Here is a 17,441-nt window from a genome sequence, read left to right as displayed (position 1 = left end):
CTAGTGTAATTATAATAGAACAACTCTAAAATTACCATAAGGGAGTTAGATTCATGCGAGTTAATGATAATCAATCTAATAGATACAATAATGGATTATTAAATGTAGACTTTCATCGGTTTATTGAACTGGAATCAGTAAGTAATAGTTTAGAGATTGCAGAGGAGTTAGGAATTTCTTTATATGATGTTAAAAAGTTAAAAAGAAAATTAAATCGTTCTTGACAAGATAGCTCACAAACAGTAATATTATAAACAATTCTTACAATTCGTACGAGTTTATAAAGTGTTATCTCCAATGAGGGAAAAAGTAGTTAGGAAATGCGGCAAAAGAGAGTGAATCCCCTAGGCTGAAAGGGAATCCGGTTAAGCAGCTTAATGAAAGACATTCCTTAGGATTTGTATTGAAAGCGAAGTAAATACAAACGTAGACAGGCGTTAACTGTTTCGAGTGGGAATGTAGTATACATTTCAACTAGGGTGGTAACACGGGTTAAACTCTCGTCCCTTCTTTATTGGAGGGACGGGAGTTTATTTATGTTTAAGAATAGGGATTAATTAACAGGGGGTTAAACAAATGATTAATGCGCCGAGAGGAACACAAGATCTTTTACCAGGTGTAACAGAACAATGGCAATATGTTGAAGAGAAATTCAAAGAACTTTGTCGTACATATAATTATAAAGAAATTCGCACGCCGATATTTGAACACACCGAATTATTTCAGCGTGGAGTTGGTGATACAACTGATATCGTACAAAAAGAAATGTATACATTTGAAGATCGAGGAGAACGGAGTCTTACGCTCAGACCAGAAGGAACTGCATCAGTCGTTAGAGCCTTTGTGCAACATAAGTTATTTGGACATGCTACACAGCCAACTAAGCTATTTTATGCAGGCCCGATGTTCCGTTATGAACGACCACAACAAGGAAGAATGAGGCAATTTGTACAGTTTGGTGTAGAAGCATTAGGAAGTGCAGATCCAGCAATAGATGCAGAGGTAATCTCACTTGCAATGTCTGTTTATCAGCAATTGGGATTACGTTCGCTACGATTGGTTATTAATAGCTTGGGAGACACCGAAAGTAGAACGAGTCATCGCAATGCTCTAATTGAACACTTTAAACCTCATAAAGAAGAACTATGCAGTGATTGTCAGTTACGATTAGAGCAAAATCCATTAAGGATTTTGGACTGTAAAAAAGATAAAGATCATCCGTCGATGGCAACAGCACCATCCATATTAGATTATTTAAATGATGCATCACGAAATTATTTTGAACAGGTAAAGGGTTTCTTAGACCAAATGAATATCGCATATGTAGTAGATAAAAACTTAGTTAGAGGTTTAGATTATTACAATCACACTGCATTTGAGATTATGAGTGATGCAGATGGTTTTGGAGCGATTACAACTTTATCTGGTGGTGGTCGATATAACGGTTTAGTAGAAGATTTAGGTGGTCCAGAAACGCCTGGTATTGGATTTGCATTGAGTGTAGAACGTTTATTAATGGCTCTTGAAGCAGAAGAACTAACCTTACCAATTGATAGTGGTTTAGATTGTTATGTTGTAACAATGGGTGAAAAGGCTGAACAAAAGGCCACAAGTCTAGTATATGAAATGCGCCAAGCTGGTATCCAAGTGGACAAAGATTATCAATCGAAAAAGTTTAAAGGTCAATTTAAAACTGCTGACCGTCTCAAAACGAAGTATGTATTAGTTTTAGGAGATAATGAATTAGCTGAAAACAATATTAATGTCAAAGACATGAACACAGGTGAACAAGAAACTGTACAGCTTGATCACGTGATTACGCATATAGAACAACTATTACACGGGGGGAAAGTATAATGCAACAGGAGAGACGATTAGCAGGTACGATAAGAACAACAGATATTGGTTCAACGGTATGTGTAAAAGGATGGGTTCAAAAACGTCGGGATCTTGGTGGCTTAATATTTATTGATTTCCGTGATCGTTCTGGTTTAGTACAAATTGTATTTAATCCAACTGTTTCTGAACAAGCTTTAACTATTGCAGAATCGGTTCGAAGTGAATATGTATTAGAGGTTCATGGAGAAGTTGTTGAGCGGGAAGCAGCAACTATCAATGAAAAACTAATAACTGGTAAAATTGAGATATTAGTTAATGAAGTGACGATTTTAAATGAAGCAAAAAATCCACCATTTTCTGTACATGATGATAAAGAAATCGCTGAAGAATTACGTTTAAAATACCGTTATCTTGATTTGCGAAGAGAATCGATGCAACAAACATTTCGGCTTCGCCATCAAGCGACACAAGTTATTCGTCAATTTTTGAACGAGGAACAATATTTGGAGATGGAAACACCAATGTTAACAAAAAGTACCCCAGAGGGTGCGAGAGATTATCTTGTTCCTAGCCGTGTTCATCCAGGTCATTTTTATGCACTCCCACAATCTCCGCAATTATTTAAACAATTGTTAATGGTTGCTGGGTTTGAACGCTATTTCCAATTTGCTCGTTGTTTCCGTGATGAGGATTTACGTGCAGATCGTCAACCAGAATTCACCCAAATCGATATAGAAACATCATTTATGTCAAGTGATGAAATCATGGAGATGACGGAAAGAATGATGGTAAAATTAATGAAGGAAGTTAAAGGGATCGATTTATCTTTACCTTTACCTCGTATACGGTATGAAGAAGCGATGGAGCGTTACGGTTCAGATAAACCAGATACACGTTATGATATGGAACTAGTTGATCTATCAGACTTAGTTAAAACATCGGACTTTAAGGTATTTGAAAGTGCCATTTCTTCAGGTGGAAAAGTAAGTGCGATAAATGTTAAAGGACATGCAAAAGATTATTCGCGTAAGGATATTGATAAATTAACTGACTTTGTAAAAATATATGGTGCAAAAGGGTTAGCATGGTTGAAAATAGAAGATAATGCATTTAAGGGTCCAATTGCCAAATTCTTCACTGAAGAAGAGCAAAATGTATTAATGGAAAGACTCCAGGCGGAAAGTGATGATTTACTACTATTTGTTGCTGATAAAAATGCTGTTGTATATGATAGTTTAGGTGCACTTCGTATGAAATTAGCAAAGGAATTAAACTTAATTGATGAGAACCAATTTAATTTCTTATGGGTAACCGATTGGCCATTATTAGAATATGATGAAGATTCAGGAAGATACTCTGCGGCACATCATCCATTTACAATGCCTAGTATGGAAGATATAGATAAATTAGAAACACATCCAGAGCAAGTAAAGGCACAGGCTTATGATTTAGTGTTGAATGGCTTTGAGTTAGGTGGAGGTTCGTTACGTATATATAAGAGAGACATACAAGATAAAATGTTTAAAGCACTTGGTTTCTCAAAAGAAGAGGCTGAGTCACAATTTTCTTTCCTTCTACAAGCACTTGAGTATGGTACTCCACCACATGGTGGGATTGCTTTAGGCTTCGATCGTATTATAATGCTTTTAGCAGGAAAAACAAATTTACGTGATACGATTCTATTTCCGAAAACGGCATCTGCATCTGATCCATTAACTGATGCTCCAGGTAGCGTTAGTCAAGCACAGCTAGATGAGTTGCAATTACTATTACAAAAAAAGCCAGGAGCAAGTGAAAAATAAAGCGATAATTGGAATAAATTGCTTGTTAAAACATTTGAAATAAATCGTTTTCTATGCTAATATATGTGTAGAAGTTAATTAGTAATTAACAACTAAATGATAGTAAACAATCCTGATGTGTTCGTTGAATTATTAATGTTTTGACCGAACATTTATAATTACGGGAGCCAATTGTTTTTATATGGCGTACATGCCTTTTAACTAAGGACGTATTAGATATAAAACAGGGCACCCACCTGCAAATAGGCGGGCTCAAAACTTTTTACAAAGACGGCACAATCGGGATTGAACTATTCATACATAAGTAAAGCATCCTAACCTTCGTTTAATGGAGGTGGGATGCTTTTTTGTTATCGTGCAACTTGTTCTAAATTTCCATTTTTCTCCATTCTGAATGCTGGAGATGCATTTCCATCTTTATCGTCAAACACAACCATTTTTCGTGCTCTGTCCATGATTTGTAAGAAAGCTTGATAGTCTGCTTGTACTGTTTCTAATTGTTTTTCCAATTGTTTTACTTCTTTTTGTAATTGTTGATTCTCATTCGATAAGCTATCATTTTCTACTTGTAATTTAGCTTCATTGTGTTTTGCTCGATTAGAATGATCAACGTTCTTCTTCAATGATCTTAAATAACGGATAACACTATCTAAATCAATTGATTCGGGTTCATTTGCAAAGGAAAAATTTTGTTCTGCCATCATTTGAGGTTGTTCTGTAACTGTTGTATTTGTTTCTTCTGATGGTGTGATTTCTTTTTTCCAAAGCATCGAATGAGTAGGTTGCTTTTGCTGTGTTGCAAATTGCCGTTTCTTTTCTTTTCTTTGTCTTTTCGCAATTGCAACAGCTTGATCATAACGTTGACGGACTTCTGCATTCCAGCGAAATCCACAAGCAGCAGATGTACGATTTAATTTGTCACCAACTTCTTCAAATGCATTTAGTTGCGTACTTCCTTCTCGTATATGACGTAAAACGGTTTCTGCAAGTAATAAATCATCTTCGTGTGACCACGCATCTTGTCTAACTTTTGCCAATTTAATTCACTCCTTTTGATACGATACTGTCTAGTAAATTCACTTATAAAACTAGTTATTTAACTACTAATAGTAATCTTTATAAAAGATCCTTTAAAAATAGAAACTAGCTAAAATCACATTAATAACGCTTTTTTACTAGTATGTTCGATTTGGAATAGAATTATACAAGTTATGATTTTATTTTATCATAGATTAGTTTCAGTGCCCGCTCAAACTTACTTGTTTGCTTAGGTTGGTAATATCTTTTATTCTTAATTTTATCTGGTAGATATTGTTGCTTGACCCAACCACTTTCATACTGGTGTGGATATTTATAGTCGACTCCACGTCCTAATGTTTTCGCTCCTTGATAATGTGCATCTTTTAAATGAGCTGGTATATCGCCAGTATCACCACTTCGGATATCTGCCAAAGCTTGATCAAGGGCAGAATAAGCTGAATTCGATTTAGGTGAAAGACATAATTCAACTATCGCTACAGATAAAGGAATTCGTGCTTCTGGAAATCCAACGCGTTCAGCGGCTTCAACAGCGGCTAATGCTCTAGGACCAGCTTGTGGGTTAGCAATTCCTATATCTTCATACGCACAAACAACCATCCTTCGAGCGATACTCTCCAAATCTCCTGCTTCTATTAATCTGCCTAAATAGTGAAGTGCAGCATTGACATCACTACCCCGAATGGATTTTTGAAAAGCAGATAATACATCATAATGTGCATCACCGTTCTTATCATGAGAGAAACTTTTCTTTTGCATACACGCTTCAGCAACGTCCAATGATATATAAATAATTTCACCCTCATTGGGAGGGGTTGAATAAGCAGCTAATTCAAGTCCATTTAATGCTGCTCGTAAATCTCCGTTTGCTGATTGAGCAAAATGTTCGAGGGCTTCGTCTGTTATTTCAACTTGCATAGATCCAATTCCCTCATCTGAATCACTAAGTGCACGATTTATTGCTTTTTTGACATCTACTGGTTGTAACTTTGATAATTCAAATAAATGAACACGGCTTCGAATAGCTGGGTTAATTGAATGATATGGATTACTTGTAGTACAACCAATTAAAGTTATTAAATTACTTTCTACATGAGGTAATAGAAAATCTTGTTTAGCTTTATCTAAACGATGCACCTCATCTAAAATTAATACAAGTTGTCCTGACATTTTTGCTTCTTCAACGGCGATTTCCATGTCTTTTTTCTTATCAATAACAGCGTTTAAAAGTTTATACCGAAGATTCAAACTTTTGGCTAAAGCCATTGCCATCGATGTTTTTCCAGTTCCAGGTGGGCCGAATAGAATCATGGAGGATAACCTGTTCGCTTCAATCATACGGTGAATCATTTTTCCTTTTCCAACTAAATGGGTTTGTCCGATGATATCGTCTATATGTTTCGGTCGCATACGGAATGCGAGCGGTTGATTTGCCATGGAAGTTAACTCCTTTAATGGATTGAAATACTTGACTTCTTACTTATTAATCGATAGAATTATTTCTTGTTTTCAACCTCTATATATATGAGAATATCATATTTTCTCTAGCGTACTGATAACGTTTGAAAAATGCAAGAAATATGTCATTCGTGCTATAATAATCTCATAATAGAAGAAAAAAAGAAATTTATTTAACAAAAGAACCAATTACGCTATATGCTATTTATTGGGTAATGTTATAGAGTTAGTGTTAGTTAGCAAATAGGGAGTGTAAAATATGAAAATTTCCACTAAAGGTCGCTACGGTTTAACAATTATGATTGAGTTAGCGAAAAGGGTTGGTGATGGCCCAATTTCTTTAAAAACAATTGCAAATGAAAATAATCTTTCTGAGCATTATTTAGAACAATTAGTTCCACCTTTACGAAATGCTGGTTTAGTAAAAAGTGTTCGAGGAGCTTATGGGGGTTATTTACTTGCGAAAGAAGCAAGAGAAATAACAGCTGGAGATATTATTCGTATTTTAGAAGGACCGATTACTCCTGTAGAAGGTATTGAAGATGAAGAACCCGCAAAGCAAGCACTATGGATGCGCGTTAGAGATGCGGTTAAAGATGTATTAGATACTACCACATTAGAAGATTTGCGAAAACATGGTGACGACGATAGTCAAGAACCACATATGTTTTATATATAAATGACTCAACTTCCTAAACAAAAATAAGTGCTAATCGTTGACTGTTTTAAATTTGAAGTATATCTTTTATATTGCTTTATAGTCTTTCAAAGAATCTCTCCAACGTAACAAGAGTGTTTTCGAGCCGCTTTCTTAAGTGAAATTGGCTCCTTTTCAACAGGCATGACTTCAGTTAACTTAGAATCAAGTGTCTTCAGTGGACCGAGTAATCGCAGGCAAAAAACGCTTCTGAGTGGATCTTCAGACCGCGCAGTTCCTGTTGGATTGTTGCCAATTTAACTAGATATGCTAGTTAGTACTCTTCAAATTAAGAAGCAGACTGTCAACTTTTGATTGTGAAACTTCCTAGTTATACTAAGACTTATTTGCCAGTTTAAACTATAGATAATGGAAAGAAGGCAGACTAATGGATGCAATTTACTTGGATCACGCAGCGACTTCTCCTATACACCCAGATGTGATACAAGCGATGCTCTCTGTGATGGAACAATCATTTGGAAATCCATCAAGTATTCATCAATTTGGACGAAAAGCTAGACAGCTACTCGATGAGGCTAGAAACACAGCAGCACAGAGTATTAATGCTTCTGAAAAAAACATCATTTTCACAAGTGGTGGAACAGAAGCTGATAATTTAGCTTTACTTGGCATTGCTTGGGCGAATAAAGATAAAGGCAAACATATTATTACAACGAAAATAGAACATCATGCGACATTGCATGCAGCTGAATCTCTAGAAAAACAAGGCTATCAGATCACTTATTTACCTGTGCAAAAATCAGGACAAGTAATGATTGAAGACTTTCGTGCTGCTTTGACAGATCAAACGATTTTAGTTTCTATCATGATGGTGAACAATGAGACAGGCGTTATGCAACCTATTCGAGAGATTGGCGAAATTCTTAAAAATCATCAAGCTTATTTTCATACCGATGCGGTCCAGGCCTATGGTATTTGTGATATTAATGTAAGTGAATTGGGTGTGGATGCACTAACAGTATCATCGCACAAAATCAATGGACCTAAAGGAACTGGTTTTCTTTATATAAAAGATGGTGTACGAATAAATACAATGCAATTTGGGGGCGAACAAGAACGAAAACGACGTCCAGGAACGGAGAATGTTACAAATATTGTTGGTTTTCAAAAAGCAATTGAAGTAATACAACAAGAAAAAGAGCAACGAATGAATGCTTATCAAGCTTATAAAGAAATGTTATTGGGGATATTAGAGAAGGAAAACGTGCATTATTCTATTAATGGTGAAAATGCAATTACAGTCCCAACAATTGTAAATATAAGCTTTCCGGGAGCTAATGTGGAGTCTTTATTAATGAACTTTGACTTAGCAGGAATTGCGGCTTCAAGTGGTAGTGCTTGTACAGCAGGATCTGTAGAGCCTTCGCATGTGTTAGCTGCAATGTATGGTAAAGAAGATGAGCGCACGATAAATTCTATTCGATTTAGCTTTGGTTTAGCAAATAACAAGGAACAAATTGAAGAAGCAGCCACCAAAATAGCTGCAATTGTAAATAGAGTAGTATCATAAAAAATAGTTAGGTGGTGAATGAGATGGAAGATAATAAAAATATACGTGTTGTTGTAGGGATGAGTGGCGGAGTGGATTCCTCGGTCACAGCACTTTTGCTAAAAGAACAAGGTTATGATGTAGTAGGCATTTTTATGAAAAACTGGGACGATACCGATGAATTCGGTGTTTGTACCGCAACAGAAGATTTTAATGATGTTATTCGCGTTTGTAATCAACTGGATATTCCATATTACGGTGTTAATTTTGAAAAACAATATTGGGACAAAGTATTCACTTATTTTCTAGACGAATATAAAGCTGGTCGAACACCAAATCCAGATGTAATGTGTAATAAAGAAATTAAATTTAAAGCCTTTTTAGAGCATGCATTATCTCTAGGTGCTGATTATGTGGCAACTGGACATTATGCGCAAGTAAGTAAAAACGGTAATCGAGTTGAAATGTTACGAGGTGTTGATTCAAATAAGGATCAAACTTATTTCTTAAACCAATTGTCTGCTGATGTTTTAGAGAAAGTAATGTTTCCATTAGGTCACCTACCGAAAAAAGAAGTTCGTCGTATTGCAAAAGAACATAACCTTGCAACTGCGACTAAAAAAGATAGTACGGGTATTTGTTTTATTGGAGAACGGAATTTCAAAGAGTTCTTGAGTGAATACTTACCGGCACAACCAGGTTATATGCGTACGATGAATGGTGTGAATCAAGGCCAACATGAGGGCTTGATGTATTATACAATTGGACAACGCCAAGGATTAGGAATTGGTGGTCCTGGTGGTCCATGGTTTGTAGTTGGAAAAGATCTTAAAGAAAATGTCTTATATGTAGAGCAAGGCTATGAGAATGATTACCTTTATTCAGATGGCTTAATTGCGACAGACTTAAATTGGATAAATGAAACGCCGCAAGAAGCGTTCACTTGTACAGCCAAATTCCGCTATCGTCAAGAGGATAGTAAAGTGTCGGTAATACCATTAACTGATAATAAAGTACGTGTTGTATTTGATCAAAGAGAACGTGCGATTACACCTGGACAAGCTGTTGTATTTTATGATGGTGAGGTTTGTCTTGGTGGTGGAACAATAGATGAAATTTTTAAAGATGAAGTAATGTTAGATTACGTTGGCTAATAATTAAAAATACAGAACAGATTAACATTCCTCTGTTCTGTATTTTTCTGTATAATAAAGATTGAAAGAAGGTTTTAACATGGAGGAAACAAATAAAGGTATACAGTTTATGCAAGAAGGAAAATTTGAAGAAGCAGCAAGTTGCTTTAATAAGGTTATTGAAGAAGCACCAGAAGATCCAGTAGGGTATATTAACTTTGGTAACTTACTATTACATATGAATGATAATGAAAGAGCGGAAAGATTTTTCACGAAAGCAATTACATTGGATGATAAAGCAGGTACAGCATATTATGGGCTTGGCAATCTCTATTTTGAACTAGATGATCTTAAAAAAGCACAAAAGAATTATCAAAAGGCGATTGATAGTGGATTAGAAGAAGCAGATGTGTATTTCATGCAAGGTTTAACACTTCAACAACAAGGACATGACAAACTTTCACTAGTCTATTTTCAACGAGCAAAAGAAATAAATCCAACAGATGAAGCAGTTTTATTTCAATATGGCCTGGCTTTAGCTCAAACAGATCAACTCGAACTAGCCAAAGAAATGTTTAAAGCAGTATTAGAACTTGATCAGACACACAGTGATGCACATTATAATTTAGGTGTGGCATCAATATTTGAAGACAAGCCTGAAGAAGCGTTAGCTTACCTTTCTAAAGCTGTCGAATTGCAACCGGATCATAGTTTAGCACTAGATGCTAAATCAAAAGTAGAAATGTTAATTGAGCAATCGAATCAATAAATAGCAGAGGGGTATTTTAGTAATGGAGGACAACTACAATAAAGTGGAAGAGAATTATATAAAAGGGGAACTAATTCATATGATTTTCACTAATCATCAAGAACACTTTTCCATTGCTAAAATTAAAGTGCTCCAGACTAATGAAACGTTCTCTGAAAAGGAAGTTGTAATAAAAGGCTATTTTAATCAACTGAACATGGGAGAACCGTATATCTTTCGTGGGGATTTTATTAAACACAAAAAATTTGGTTTGCAGTATCAAGTAACGCATTATGAACGTTATATACCAGACACGAAAGAAGGATTAGTTGCTTATTTATCAAGTGAACTGTTTCACGGAGTTGGTAAAAAAACAGCGCAGCGAATCGTTGAAAAACTTGGTGAAAATGCTGTTTCTAAAATATTGAAAGATCCTCATGTCTTAGATGATATTCGTGGCTTGACCAAAGATAGAGCCGAGGGACTTCATCAAAAGTTACAAGAACATCAAGGATTTGAGCATGTTGTTGTCCATCTCTCTAAATACGGTTTCGGATTAAAGATGGCACAAAAAATCTATCAAGTATACAAAGATGAAGCAATAAATATATTAGAAACAAATCCGTATCAATATGTTTTTGACATTGATGGTGTTGGATTTTTACGAGCAGATGAAGTTGCTAAACAACATAACATAGCAATGAATCATCCCAGTAGAATTCAGGCTGGTTGCATGTTTTGTTTACAAGATTCAACACAAAATGGACATGTGTATCTTCCAGTAACAGCATTAATCGAACAATCGAGTCGATTAATACAAGCAAAACGTTATCAAATAACAGAAGAGGAAATTTGGACGGAACTACAATCTTTAAATGAAGAAAAACAATTAATAATGGAAGAAAATGATAAGGTATTTCTACCAATTTTGTATTATGCGGAAGCGGGTTTCACAACGCAATTAAATCGTGTTCTTGAACAAGAGATAGAAGATGATGTGGTGGAAGCTGAATTATTAAAAATTGTAGGACAAATTGAAGAAGATGAAATATTAAGTTATGGACAAGAACAATTCGCTGCGATTAAACAAGCTTTAACTGAAAAAGTGATGATTCTTACAGGTGGGCCAGGAACAGGTAAAACTACTGTAATCAAGGGTATTATTAAGGCGTATGAACAGTTATATGATTTGTCTGCAGATATTGATAAATATGATAATAAATCTGATTTCCCATTTGTGTTAACAGCTCCAACAGGAAGGGCAGCAAAAAGGATGAATGAGTCTACGGGTTTGCCTGCTGTTACTATCCACAGATTACTAGGTTGGGATGGAAATGAATCTTTTGAAAAAGATGAAGATAATCAGCTAAATGGAAAATTATTAGTGATTGATGAGTTTTCGATGGTAGATGTCTTTCTAGCTAATCAATTATTTAAAGCAATACCTAAAGAAATGCAAGTGTTAATAGTGGGTGATGAAGATCAATTACCATCTGTGGGACCGGGTCAAGTATTAGCAGATCTACTTGCAAGTAAATTGGTACCGGCTGTTAAATTGGAAGAAGTGTATCGGCAAAAAGAGGGCTCGAAAATTATTCAGTTAGCACATGAAATGAAACAAAAAAGAGTAACGAAAGAATCACTTCAAAAAGCAAATGATTTTAATTTTATTGCTTGTAATGAAGGACACGTCGTAGATGTTGTTAAACAAATTGTAACTAAGGCGCATGAAAAGGGTGTTGAGCTTAAAGATATTCAAGTTTTAGCCCCAATGTACCGATCTCAGGCAGGCATTCATCAGTTAAATGAGGAAATTCAAAAGTTAGTTAATCCTAAAAGAAAAGATCGTAGGGAATTAAGAGCTAAAGATGTTACCTTCCGCACTGGAGATAAAGTCATTCAATTAGTTAATCAGGCCGAAGATGGCGTCTTTAATGGAGATATAGGAGAGATAACAGCTATTTTTCAAGAAGACGAAAATGTCGATCAAGTTGAACAAGTAGTTGTGTCATTTGATGAGAAAGATGTTGTTTATGAAAGAAAAGATTTATTAAACTTAATGCATGCTTATTGTATATCAATCCATAAATCACAAGGTAGTGAGTTTCCTATTGTTATATTACCTGTTGTGCCGGGTTATCGACGAATGCTTCGTAAGAATTTGTTATACACGGCATTAACGCGTGCAAAACAATCTTTAATTATTTGTGGCGATAAACAAGCTTTTCTATATGGCGTAAAAGAAGAAGATACAAATAAACGATATACAACCTTAACTGATAAATTAACGCTTATAATAAAAGAAGATCAAAACCTGAAAACTGCTACTGAGAATGAGGAGGATAGTGCTTTATCCCCTTATGATTTCTTATAGATATACTAAAACACACCATACAATCGCTGTATGGTGTGTTTTAGTGTATTCATAAGATTGTAATAATTTGAGTTGAATAAATAACCAAAAAGGTGGAAAGAATAGCAGTAATTGTTTTATTAGGTAAAAGGAGTGCGAAATACATGTATTGTCCAAATTGTAAAGGGAAAAACATAGGGAAAATAGGAAATCAACATTATTATTGCTGGAATTGTTTTATCGAACTTACTGTAATGGAAGGTGTTTTTAATATGCATGAAGTTGAGGAGGATGGTTCCCTAAGTTCACTTGATGATCTTTTTACGGAAGAAGATAGAAAGATGCAGTGGTAAAAGATGATGAAGCATTTCTGTTAACTTTTAATAAGGGGATAAATTACTAATGTTTAATCAAAAAAAAATAATCCATTGGTTGTATTGGATTGTATTCGGTATCTTATTACTCCTATTTTTCTATTTAATGCTCAAACTATTTCCTTTCTATCATTCTGTGTTGGTCAGCCTACTGCATATTAGTACACCATTTATAATAGCAAGTATTGTTGCTTTTTTGTTACACCCACTTGTTGAAAAAATACACACTTATCAAATACCACGTTGGTTAGCTATCACACTAATTTACCTTTTGTTCATTACTAGCATAGGGTATATTGCTTATCACATATTTCCGGCATTTGTCTTGCAATTAAAAGATTTACAAGAAAATTTACCTGATTTTATCCATACATATCGTACAAAGATTTATCAATTGTATGAAAGCACATCTTTTCTACCAGAAACATTTCATGATCGTATGGATTTGTTTTTTAACGAGATAGAAGAGTTTATCACACAATATGTAACTTCTATATTAAAAAATGCTACAAAGATAATGGATTTATTTATTATAATTGCTGTAATACCTGTTTTAGTTTTTTATATGCTAAAAGATTATAAATTAATAAAATCTAGTACGGCTAAGTTAATTCCTAAAAGGTATCAGGAAGATAGTAAAGTTTTAGGACCCGCGATTAATAAAACGCTTGGTGCTTATGTTAGAGGGCAGTTACTTGTTTGCTTATTTGTTGGTTTAACGACCTATATTATTTTTCTGATTATTGGTATGAAATATCCTATTGTATTAGCAATTTTGATGGGAATAACAAATATAATTCCTTATTTCGGTCCTATCATTGGGGCTGTACCAGCAGTAATAATTGCCTTTACCATATCTATGAAGCAAGTTGTCTATGTAATACTAGGGGTGATTGTTGTCCAACTCATAGAAGGAAATCTACTTTCTCCTTATATCGTTGGAAAAAGTGTTCATTTACATCCGATAATTATAATTTTTGCCTTGCTAGTTGGTAGTGAAATAGCTGGAATAGTTGGTATGATTGTGGCTATTCCATTTGTAACGGTTTTAAAAGTGATTGTTAAGCATATGAAGGAGTTTAGATCAACAGATTGACATATGTTTAAATATTATCTATAATATGCTAGCAAGTAACATGTCTTAAATCGTAGATGATCATCAGTATGTGGCAGACCATTAAAAGAGAGGAATTTCCTTAGGCTGTAAGAAATTCTAAATGAAGGGTCACAGAAGCTAGTTCAGAGAGCAGTTAATACCTGCCGGTCACACACCGTTATCGTGCTCAAGATGATGAACGTATTAGTTCATAATCAGGGTGGTACCGCGATATTCAGCTCTCGTCCCTGCAATTTTTTGCAGAGACGGGAGCTTTTAGTTTTTTTAAGATACATATTTAAATCAGGGAGGTTATTGAATTGAGAACACTCACTTCAGCACAAGTTAGACAATTGTTTTTAGATTTCTTTGAAGAAAAAGGACATAGAGTGGAACCTAGCGCATCTCTAGTACCTAAGGAAGATCCGACATTATTATGGATTAATAGTGGTGTTGCAACACTAAAGAAGTATTTTGACGGTAGAGTTATCCCGGACAATCCAAGAATTGTTAACGCGCAAAAATCTATACGAACAAATGATATTGAAAATGTTGGTTTTACAGCGCGTCATCACACTTTCTTTGAAATGCTTGGTAATTTCTCGATTGGTGATTATTTTAAAGAGGAAGCCATTCAATGGGCTTGGGAGTTTTTAACGAATGAGAAATGGATTGGTTTTGATCCTGAAAAATTAGCAGTTACAGTGCATCCAGAAGATGACGAAGCATATGATCTGTGGAAAAATAATATCAAACTACCTGAAGAGCGTATTATTCGATTAGAAGAGAATTTCTGGGATATCGGTGAAGGTCCTAGTGGTCCTAATACGGAAATTTTTTATGACCGTGGAGAAGCGTATGGCAATGATCCAACTGATCCAGAACTATATCCAGGTGGAGAAAATGATCGTTATTTAGAAATATGGAATCTTGTTTTCTCACAATTTAATCACAATCCTGATGACACGTATACACCTTTACCAAAGAAGAACATTGATACAGGTATGGGGTTAGAACGTATGGTGTGTGTTATTCAAAATGCACCAACTAATTTTGAAACAGATTTATTTCTACCTATCATTAAAAAAGTAGAACAACTAGCTACTGTTAAATATGGCGAAGAAGAGTCTATGGATGTTGCCTATAAAGTTATTGCTGACCACATACGTACCGTTACATTCGCTATTGCTGACGGTGCATTACCTTCGAATGAAGGAAGAGGTTATGTGTTAAGAAGGTTGTTACGTAGAGCAGTTCGTTTCGCAAAGCAAATTGGAATAGAGAAACCATTTATGTATCAATTGGTTGTGACAGTTGGAGAAATTATGCAAGCATTTTATCCCAATGTACAGAGTAAACAAGCATTTGTTGAAAATGTAGTGAAAACCGAAGAAGAACGGTTTCATGAAACGTTACATGAAGGTTTAACCATTCTTGAAAACATTATCGAAATAGAGAACCGCCAAGGAAGCAAAGTCTTCCCTGGAACAGAAGTATTTAGATTGTATGACACGTATGGTTTCCCAAAAGAATTGACAGAGGAATATGTGAATGAACTAGGATTTACAATTGATGAAGCAGGTTTTAAAGAAGAAATGGACAAGCAAAAAAGTCGAGCGCGTAATGCAAGACAAAAAGTCGATTCGATGCAAGTACAAGACAGTGTGTTTGGTGAGCTTACAGCAGAGAGTATTTTTGTCGGATATGATCACTTGAAAGTAGACACAGTTATTTCAACCATTATAGAGAATAAAGAAGTTGTCACACAATCAAGTGAGAAAGAAGTTTATGTTTTGTTAGACCAAACGCCTTTTTATGCTGAGAGCGGTGGACAAGTAGCAGATATAGGTTGGCTTTATACGGAACAAGCTGAAGCGAGAGTTGAAGGTGTTCAGAAAGCTCCTAAAGGACAACATTTACACCGTGTAACAGTTACAAAAGGTAACTTGAACAGTGGTGACATTGTTAAAGCTGTTGTTGATAAAGAAGCACGTACATCAATCATTAAAAATCATACGGCTACACACTTGCTACATCAAGCTTTAAAAGATGTTCTGGGTGAACATGTTAATCAAGCTGGATCGTTAGTGGCTACCGATCGTTTGCGTTTTGATTTTTCTCATTTTAGTACCATCACAGATCAGGAAATCGAACAGATTGAAACAATTGTTAACCAAAAAATATGGGAGTCCCTAGCAGTTTCAATTAAGAGTTATCCAATTGAAGAGGCAAAAGAAATGGGTGCAATGGCATTATTTGGTGAAAAATATGGTGATGTTGTTCGAGTAGTAAAAATTAGTGATTTTAGCATTGAACTATGTGGCGGTTGTCATGTTTTGAATACTGCTGAAATAGGTTTATTTAAAATCACAACAGAATCTGGAATAGGTGCAGGTACAAGAAGAATAGAAGCAACAACTGGTAAAGGTGCTTATCTACATGTTACAAATCAACAGCACCATCTCCAGAAAGCTGCTAGTTTGTTGAAAGTTTCACTAGATCAAGTACCACAACGTATCGATAGTTTATTTCAAGAAATAAAAGAGTTGCAAAAAGATAGGGACTCACTAAGTCAAAAGCTCTCTAATATAGAAGCGGCATCTATTCTTGACGATGTTGAACAAGTAAATGACGTATCATATTTAATTAAACAAGTTGATGTGTCAGATATTAATCAATTACGTAGTATGGTAGATGAATTAAAACAAAAGCTTGTGTCAGGTATTGTATTGTTAAGTGCTGTTAATAATGGCAAAGTACAATTGGCTGCTGGTGTGACAAAGGATCTTATTGACCGTGGCTATCATGCTGGTAAGTTAATTAAAGAAACAGCAACTCGTTGTGGCGGAGGCGGAGGCGGTCGTCCTGATATGGCCCAAGCCGGAGGAAAGAATCCAGAACAATTGGATGAAGCATTGTCATATGCTAAACAATTTATTTCTTCAATCGAATAGATTGTTATTTTTCGTATAAAAACGATATAATAGAGAAAAGATTAAATAAAGTATGTTATGCTATTTGTGTTTACAATAATATGTAAAAGAAAAATTTATAGTGACAGTTTCATTTGAAGAAACTTTTTAGGTACAAAAAACTGGACATGATAAAAAGGCGGGGTGTTATGTATGGACTCAATGGATAAAACCATGAAATTCAATTTTTCAGAAGAGCCCTTAGAAGAGAATGTTAACGAAGTATTATTTACTGTCTATGAGGCATTAAAAGAAAAAGGTTATAATCCTATCAATCAAATCGTTGGGTACTTACTTTCGGGTGATCCGGCGTACATTCCGAGGTATAAAGATGCACGAAATCTAATTAGAAGAATTGAAAGAGACGAGCTAATTGAAGAATTAGTTAAGTACTACTTAGTTCAGCACAAAGAGGAGTAAC

General features: G+C 35.1%; 14 protein-coding genes, 1 other RNA gene and 1 other annotated feature. Of the genes, 13 read left to right on the top strand and 2 right to left on the bottom strand.

What is annotated here, in order from left to right:
• Positions 1 to 53: 53 nt before the first annotated feature.
• The 4 genes from DM447_RS18440 (at position 54) to ssrS (ending at position 3,931) form a co-directional block, all read left to right on the top strand.
• Positions 54 to 224 (top strand): hypothetical protein, encoded by a 171-nt coding sequence (locus tag DM447_RS18440; RefSeq protein WP_198663181.1) that lies wholly within the window; start codon positions 54 to 56, stop codon positions 222 to 224.
• 64 nt (positions 225 to 288) lie between these two features.
• Positions 289 to 511: a binding site (T-box leader), on the top strand.
• A 65-nt stretch (positions 512 to 576) separates the two neighbouring features.
• The gene (hisS, locus tag DM447_RS12040) at positions 577 to 1,857 is read left to right on the top strand and encodes a histidine--tRNA ligase (RefSeq protein WP_112181446.1); all 1,281 of its coding nucleotides are present in this window, start codon (positions 577 to 579) and stop codon (positions 1,855 to 1,857) included.
• A complete protein-coding gene (gene aspS / locus DM447_RS12035) occupies positions 1,857 to 3,641 on the top strand; it encodes an aspartate--tRNA ligase (protein WP_112181445.1) in 1,785 nt (594 codons plus the stop codon). The genes hisS and aspS overlap by 1 nt, the downstream gene beginning before the upstream one ends.
• A gap of 106 nt (positions 3,642 to 3,747) precedes the next feature.
• Positions 3,748 to 3,931, top strand: a non-coding RNA gene (gene ssrS, locus DM447_RS12030) — 6S RNA.
• Positions 3,932 to 3,991: 60 nt separating this feature from the next.
• On the opposite strand, the gene DM447_RS12025 is transcribed toward ssrS, so the two are convergent.
• Both DM447_RS12025 and DM447_RS12020 read right to left on the bottom strand, forming a co-directional pair.
• On the bottom strand, positions 3,992 to 4,678 hold the full coding sequence (locus DM447_RS12025; protein ID WP_112181444.1) for an RsfA family transcriptional regulator: 687 nt from the start codon (positions 4,676 to 4,678) through the stop codon (positions 3,992 to 3,994).
• Between the two features lie 172 nt (positions 4,679 to 4,850).
• Positions 4,851 to 6,116 carry a replication-associated recombination protein A gene (locus DM447_RS12020; protein ID WP_112181443.1) on the bottom strand — a complete coding sequence of 422 codons (1,266 nt, stop codon included), beginning with the start codon at positions 6,114 to 6,116 and terminating at the stop codon, positions 4,851 to 4,853.
• A 280-nt stretch (positions 6,117 to 6,396) separates the two neighbouring features.
• Between DM447_RS12020 and cymR the strand changes: the two genes are divergently transcribed.
• The 9 genes from cymR (at position 6,397) to DM447_RS11975 (ending at position 17,440) form a co-directional block, all read left to right on the top strand.
• The gene (gene cymR / locus DM447_RS12015) at positions 6,397 to 6,816 is read left to right on the top strand and encodes a cysteine metabolism transcriptional regulator CymR (protein WP_112181442.1); all 420 of its coding nucleotides are present in this window, start codon (positions 6,397 to 6,399) and stop codon (positions 6,814 to 6,816) included.
• Positions 6,817 to 7,222: 406 nt separating this feature from the next.
• The gene (locus DM447_RS12010) at positions 7,223 to 8,365 is read left to right on the top strand and encodes a cysteine desulfurase family protein (protein WP_112181441.1); all 1,143 of its coding nucleotides are present in this window, start codon (positions 7,223 to 7,225) and stop codon (positions 8,363 to 8,365) included.
• A gap of 23 nt (positions 8,366 to 8,388) precedes the next feature.
• Positions 8,389 to 9,498 (top strand): tRNA 2-thiouridine(34) synthase MnmA, encoded by a 1,110-nt coding sequence (gene mnmA / locus DM447_RS12005; protein ID WP_112181440.1) that lies wholly within the window; start codon positions 8,389 to 8,391, stop codon positions 9,496 to 9,498.
• A 79-nt stretch (positions 9,499 to 9,577) separates the two neighbouring features.
• Positions 9,578 to 10,246: a tetratricopeptide repeat protein gene (locus DM447_RS12000; RefSeq protein ID WP_112181439.1), complete on the top strand. Its 669-nt coding sequence runs from the start codon at positions 9,578 to 9,580 to the stop codon at positions 10,244 to 10,246.
• Between the two features lie 22 nt (positions 10,247 to 10,268).
• Positions 10,269 to 12,599: an SF1B family DNA helicase RecD2 gene (gene recD2 / locus DM447_RS11995; protein WP_112181438.1), complete on the top strand. Its 2,331-nt coding sequence runs from the start codon at positions 10,269 to 10,271 to the stop codon at positions 12,597 to 12,599.
• 92 nt (positions 12,600 to 12,691) lie between these two features.
• Positions 12,692 to 12,931, top strand: coding sequence for a hypothetical protein (locus tag DM447_RS11990; protein ID WP_422385900.1), 240 nt, complete (start codon positions 12,692 to 12,694; stop codon positions 12,929 to 12,931).
• A gap of 49 nt (positions 12,932 to 12,980) precedes the next feature.
• Positions 12,981 to 14,048: an AI-2E family transporter gene (locus tag DM447_RS11985; protein ID WP_112181436.1), complete on the top strand. Its 1,068-nt coding sequence runs from the start codon at positions 12,981 to 12,983 to the stop codon at positions 14,046 to 14,048.
• 320 nt (positions 14,049 to 14,368) lie between these two features.
• A complete protein-coding gene (alaS, locus tag DM447_RS11980) occupies positions 14,369 to 17,002 on the top strand; it encodes an alanine--tRNA ligase (protein ID WP_112181435.1) in 2,634 nt (877 codons plus the stop codon).
• Positions 17,003 to 17,173: 171 nt separating this feature from the next.
• Positions 17,174 to 17,440 (top strand): IreB family regulatory phosphoprotein, encoded by a 267-nt coding sequence (locus DM447_RS11975; protein WP_112181434.1) that lies wholly within the window; start codon positions 17,174 to 17,176, stop codon positions 17,438 to 17,440.
• Position 17,441 lies beyond the last annotated feature (1 nt).

It is taken from the genome of Paraliobacillus zengyii (genome assembly GCF_003268595.1).
Lineage (GTDB): Bacteria > Bacillota > Bacilli > Bacillales > Amphibacillaceae > Paraliobacillus_A > Paraliobacillus_A zengyii.
Note: the sequence above shows the minus strand (reverse complement) of the source record. Positions and strands in the feature narration are given on the sequence as shown.

What these genes read in the sequence shown, in the direction of transcription:
- DM447_RS18440 (WP_198663181.1), top strand. Translation starts at nt 54, where the DNA reads ATGCGAGTTAATGATAATCAATCTAATAGATACAATAATGGATTATTA.
- hisS (WP_112181446.1), top strand. Translation starts at nt 577, where the DNA reads ATGATTAATGCGCCGAGAGGAACACAAGATCTTTTACCAGGTGTAACA.
- aspS (WP_112181445.1), top strand. Translation starts at nt 1,857, where the DNA reads ATGCAACAGGAGAGACGATTAGCAGGTACGATAAGAACAACAGATATT.
- DM447_RS12020 (WP_112181443.1), bottom strand. Translation starts at nt 6,116, where the DNA reads ATGGCAAATCAACCGCTCGCATTCCGTATGCGACCGAAACATATAGAC.
- cymR (WP_112181442.1), top strand. Translation starts at nt 6,397, where the DNA reads ATGAAAATTTCCACTAAAGGTCGCTACGGTTTAACAATTATGATTGAG.
- DM447_RS12010 (WP_112181441.1), top strand. Translation starts at nt 7,223, where the DNA reads ATGGATGCAATTTACTTGGATCACGCAGCGACTTCTCCTATACACCCA.
- mnmA (WP_112181440.1), top strand. Translation starts at nt 8,389, where the DNA reads ATGGAAGATAATAAAAATATACGTGTTGTTGTAGGGATGAGTGGCGGA.
- DM447_RS12000 (WP_112181439.1), top strand. Translation starts at nt 9,578, where the DNA reads ATGGAGGAAACAAATAAAGGTATACAGTTTATGCAAGAAGGAAAATTT.
- recD2 (WP_112181438.1), top strand. Translation starts at nt 10,269, where the DNA reads ATGGAGGACAACTACAATAAAGTGGAAGAGAATTATATAAAAGGGGAA.
- DM447_RS11985 (WP_112181436.1), top strand. Translation starts at nt 12,981, where the DNA reads ATGTTTAATCAAAAAAAAATAATCCATTGGTTGTATTGGATTGTATTC.
- DM447_RS11975 (WP_112181434.1), top strand. Translation starts at nt 17,174, where the DNA reads ATGGACTCAATGGATAAAACCATGAAATTCAATTTTTCAGAAGAGCCC.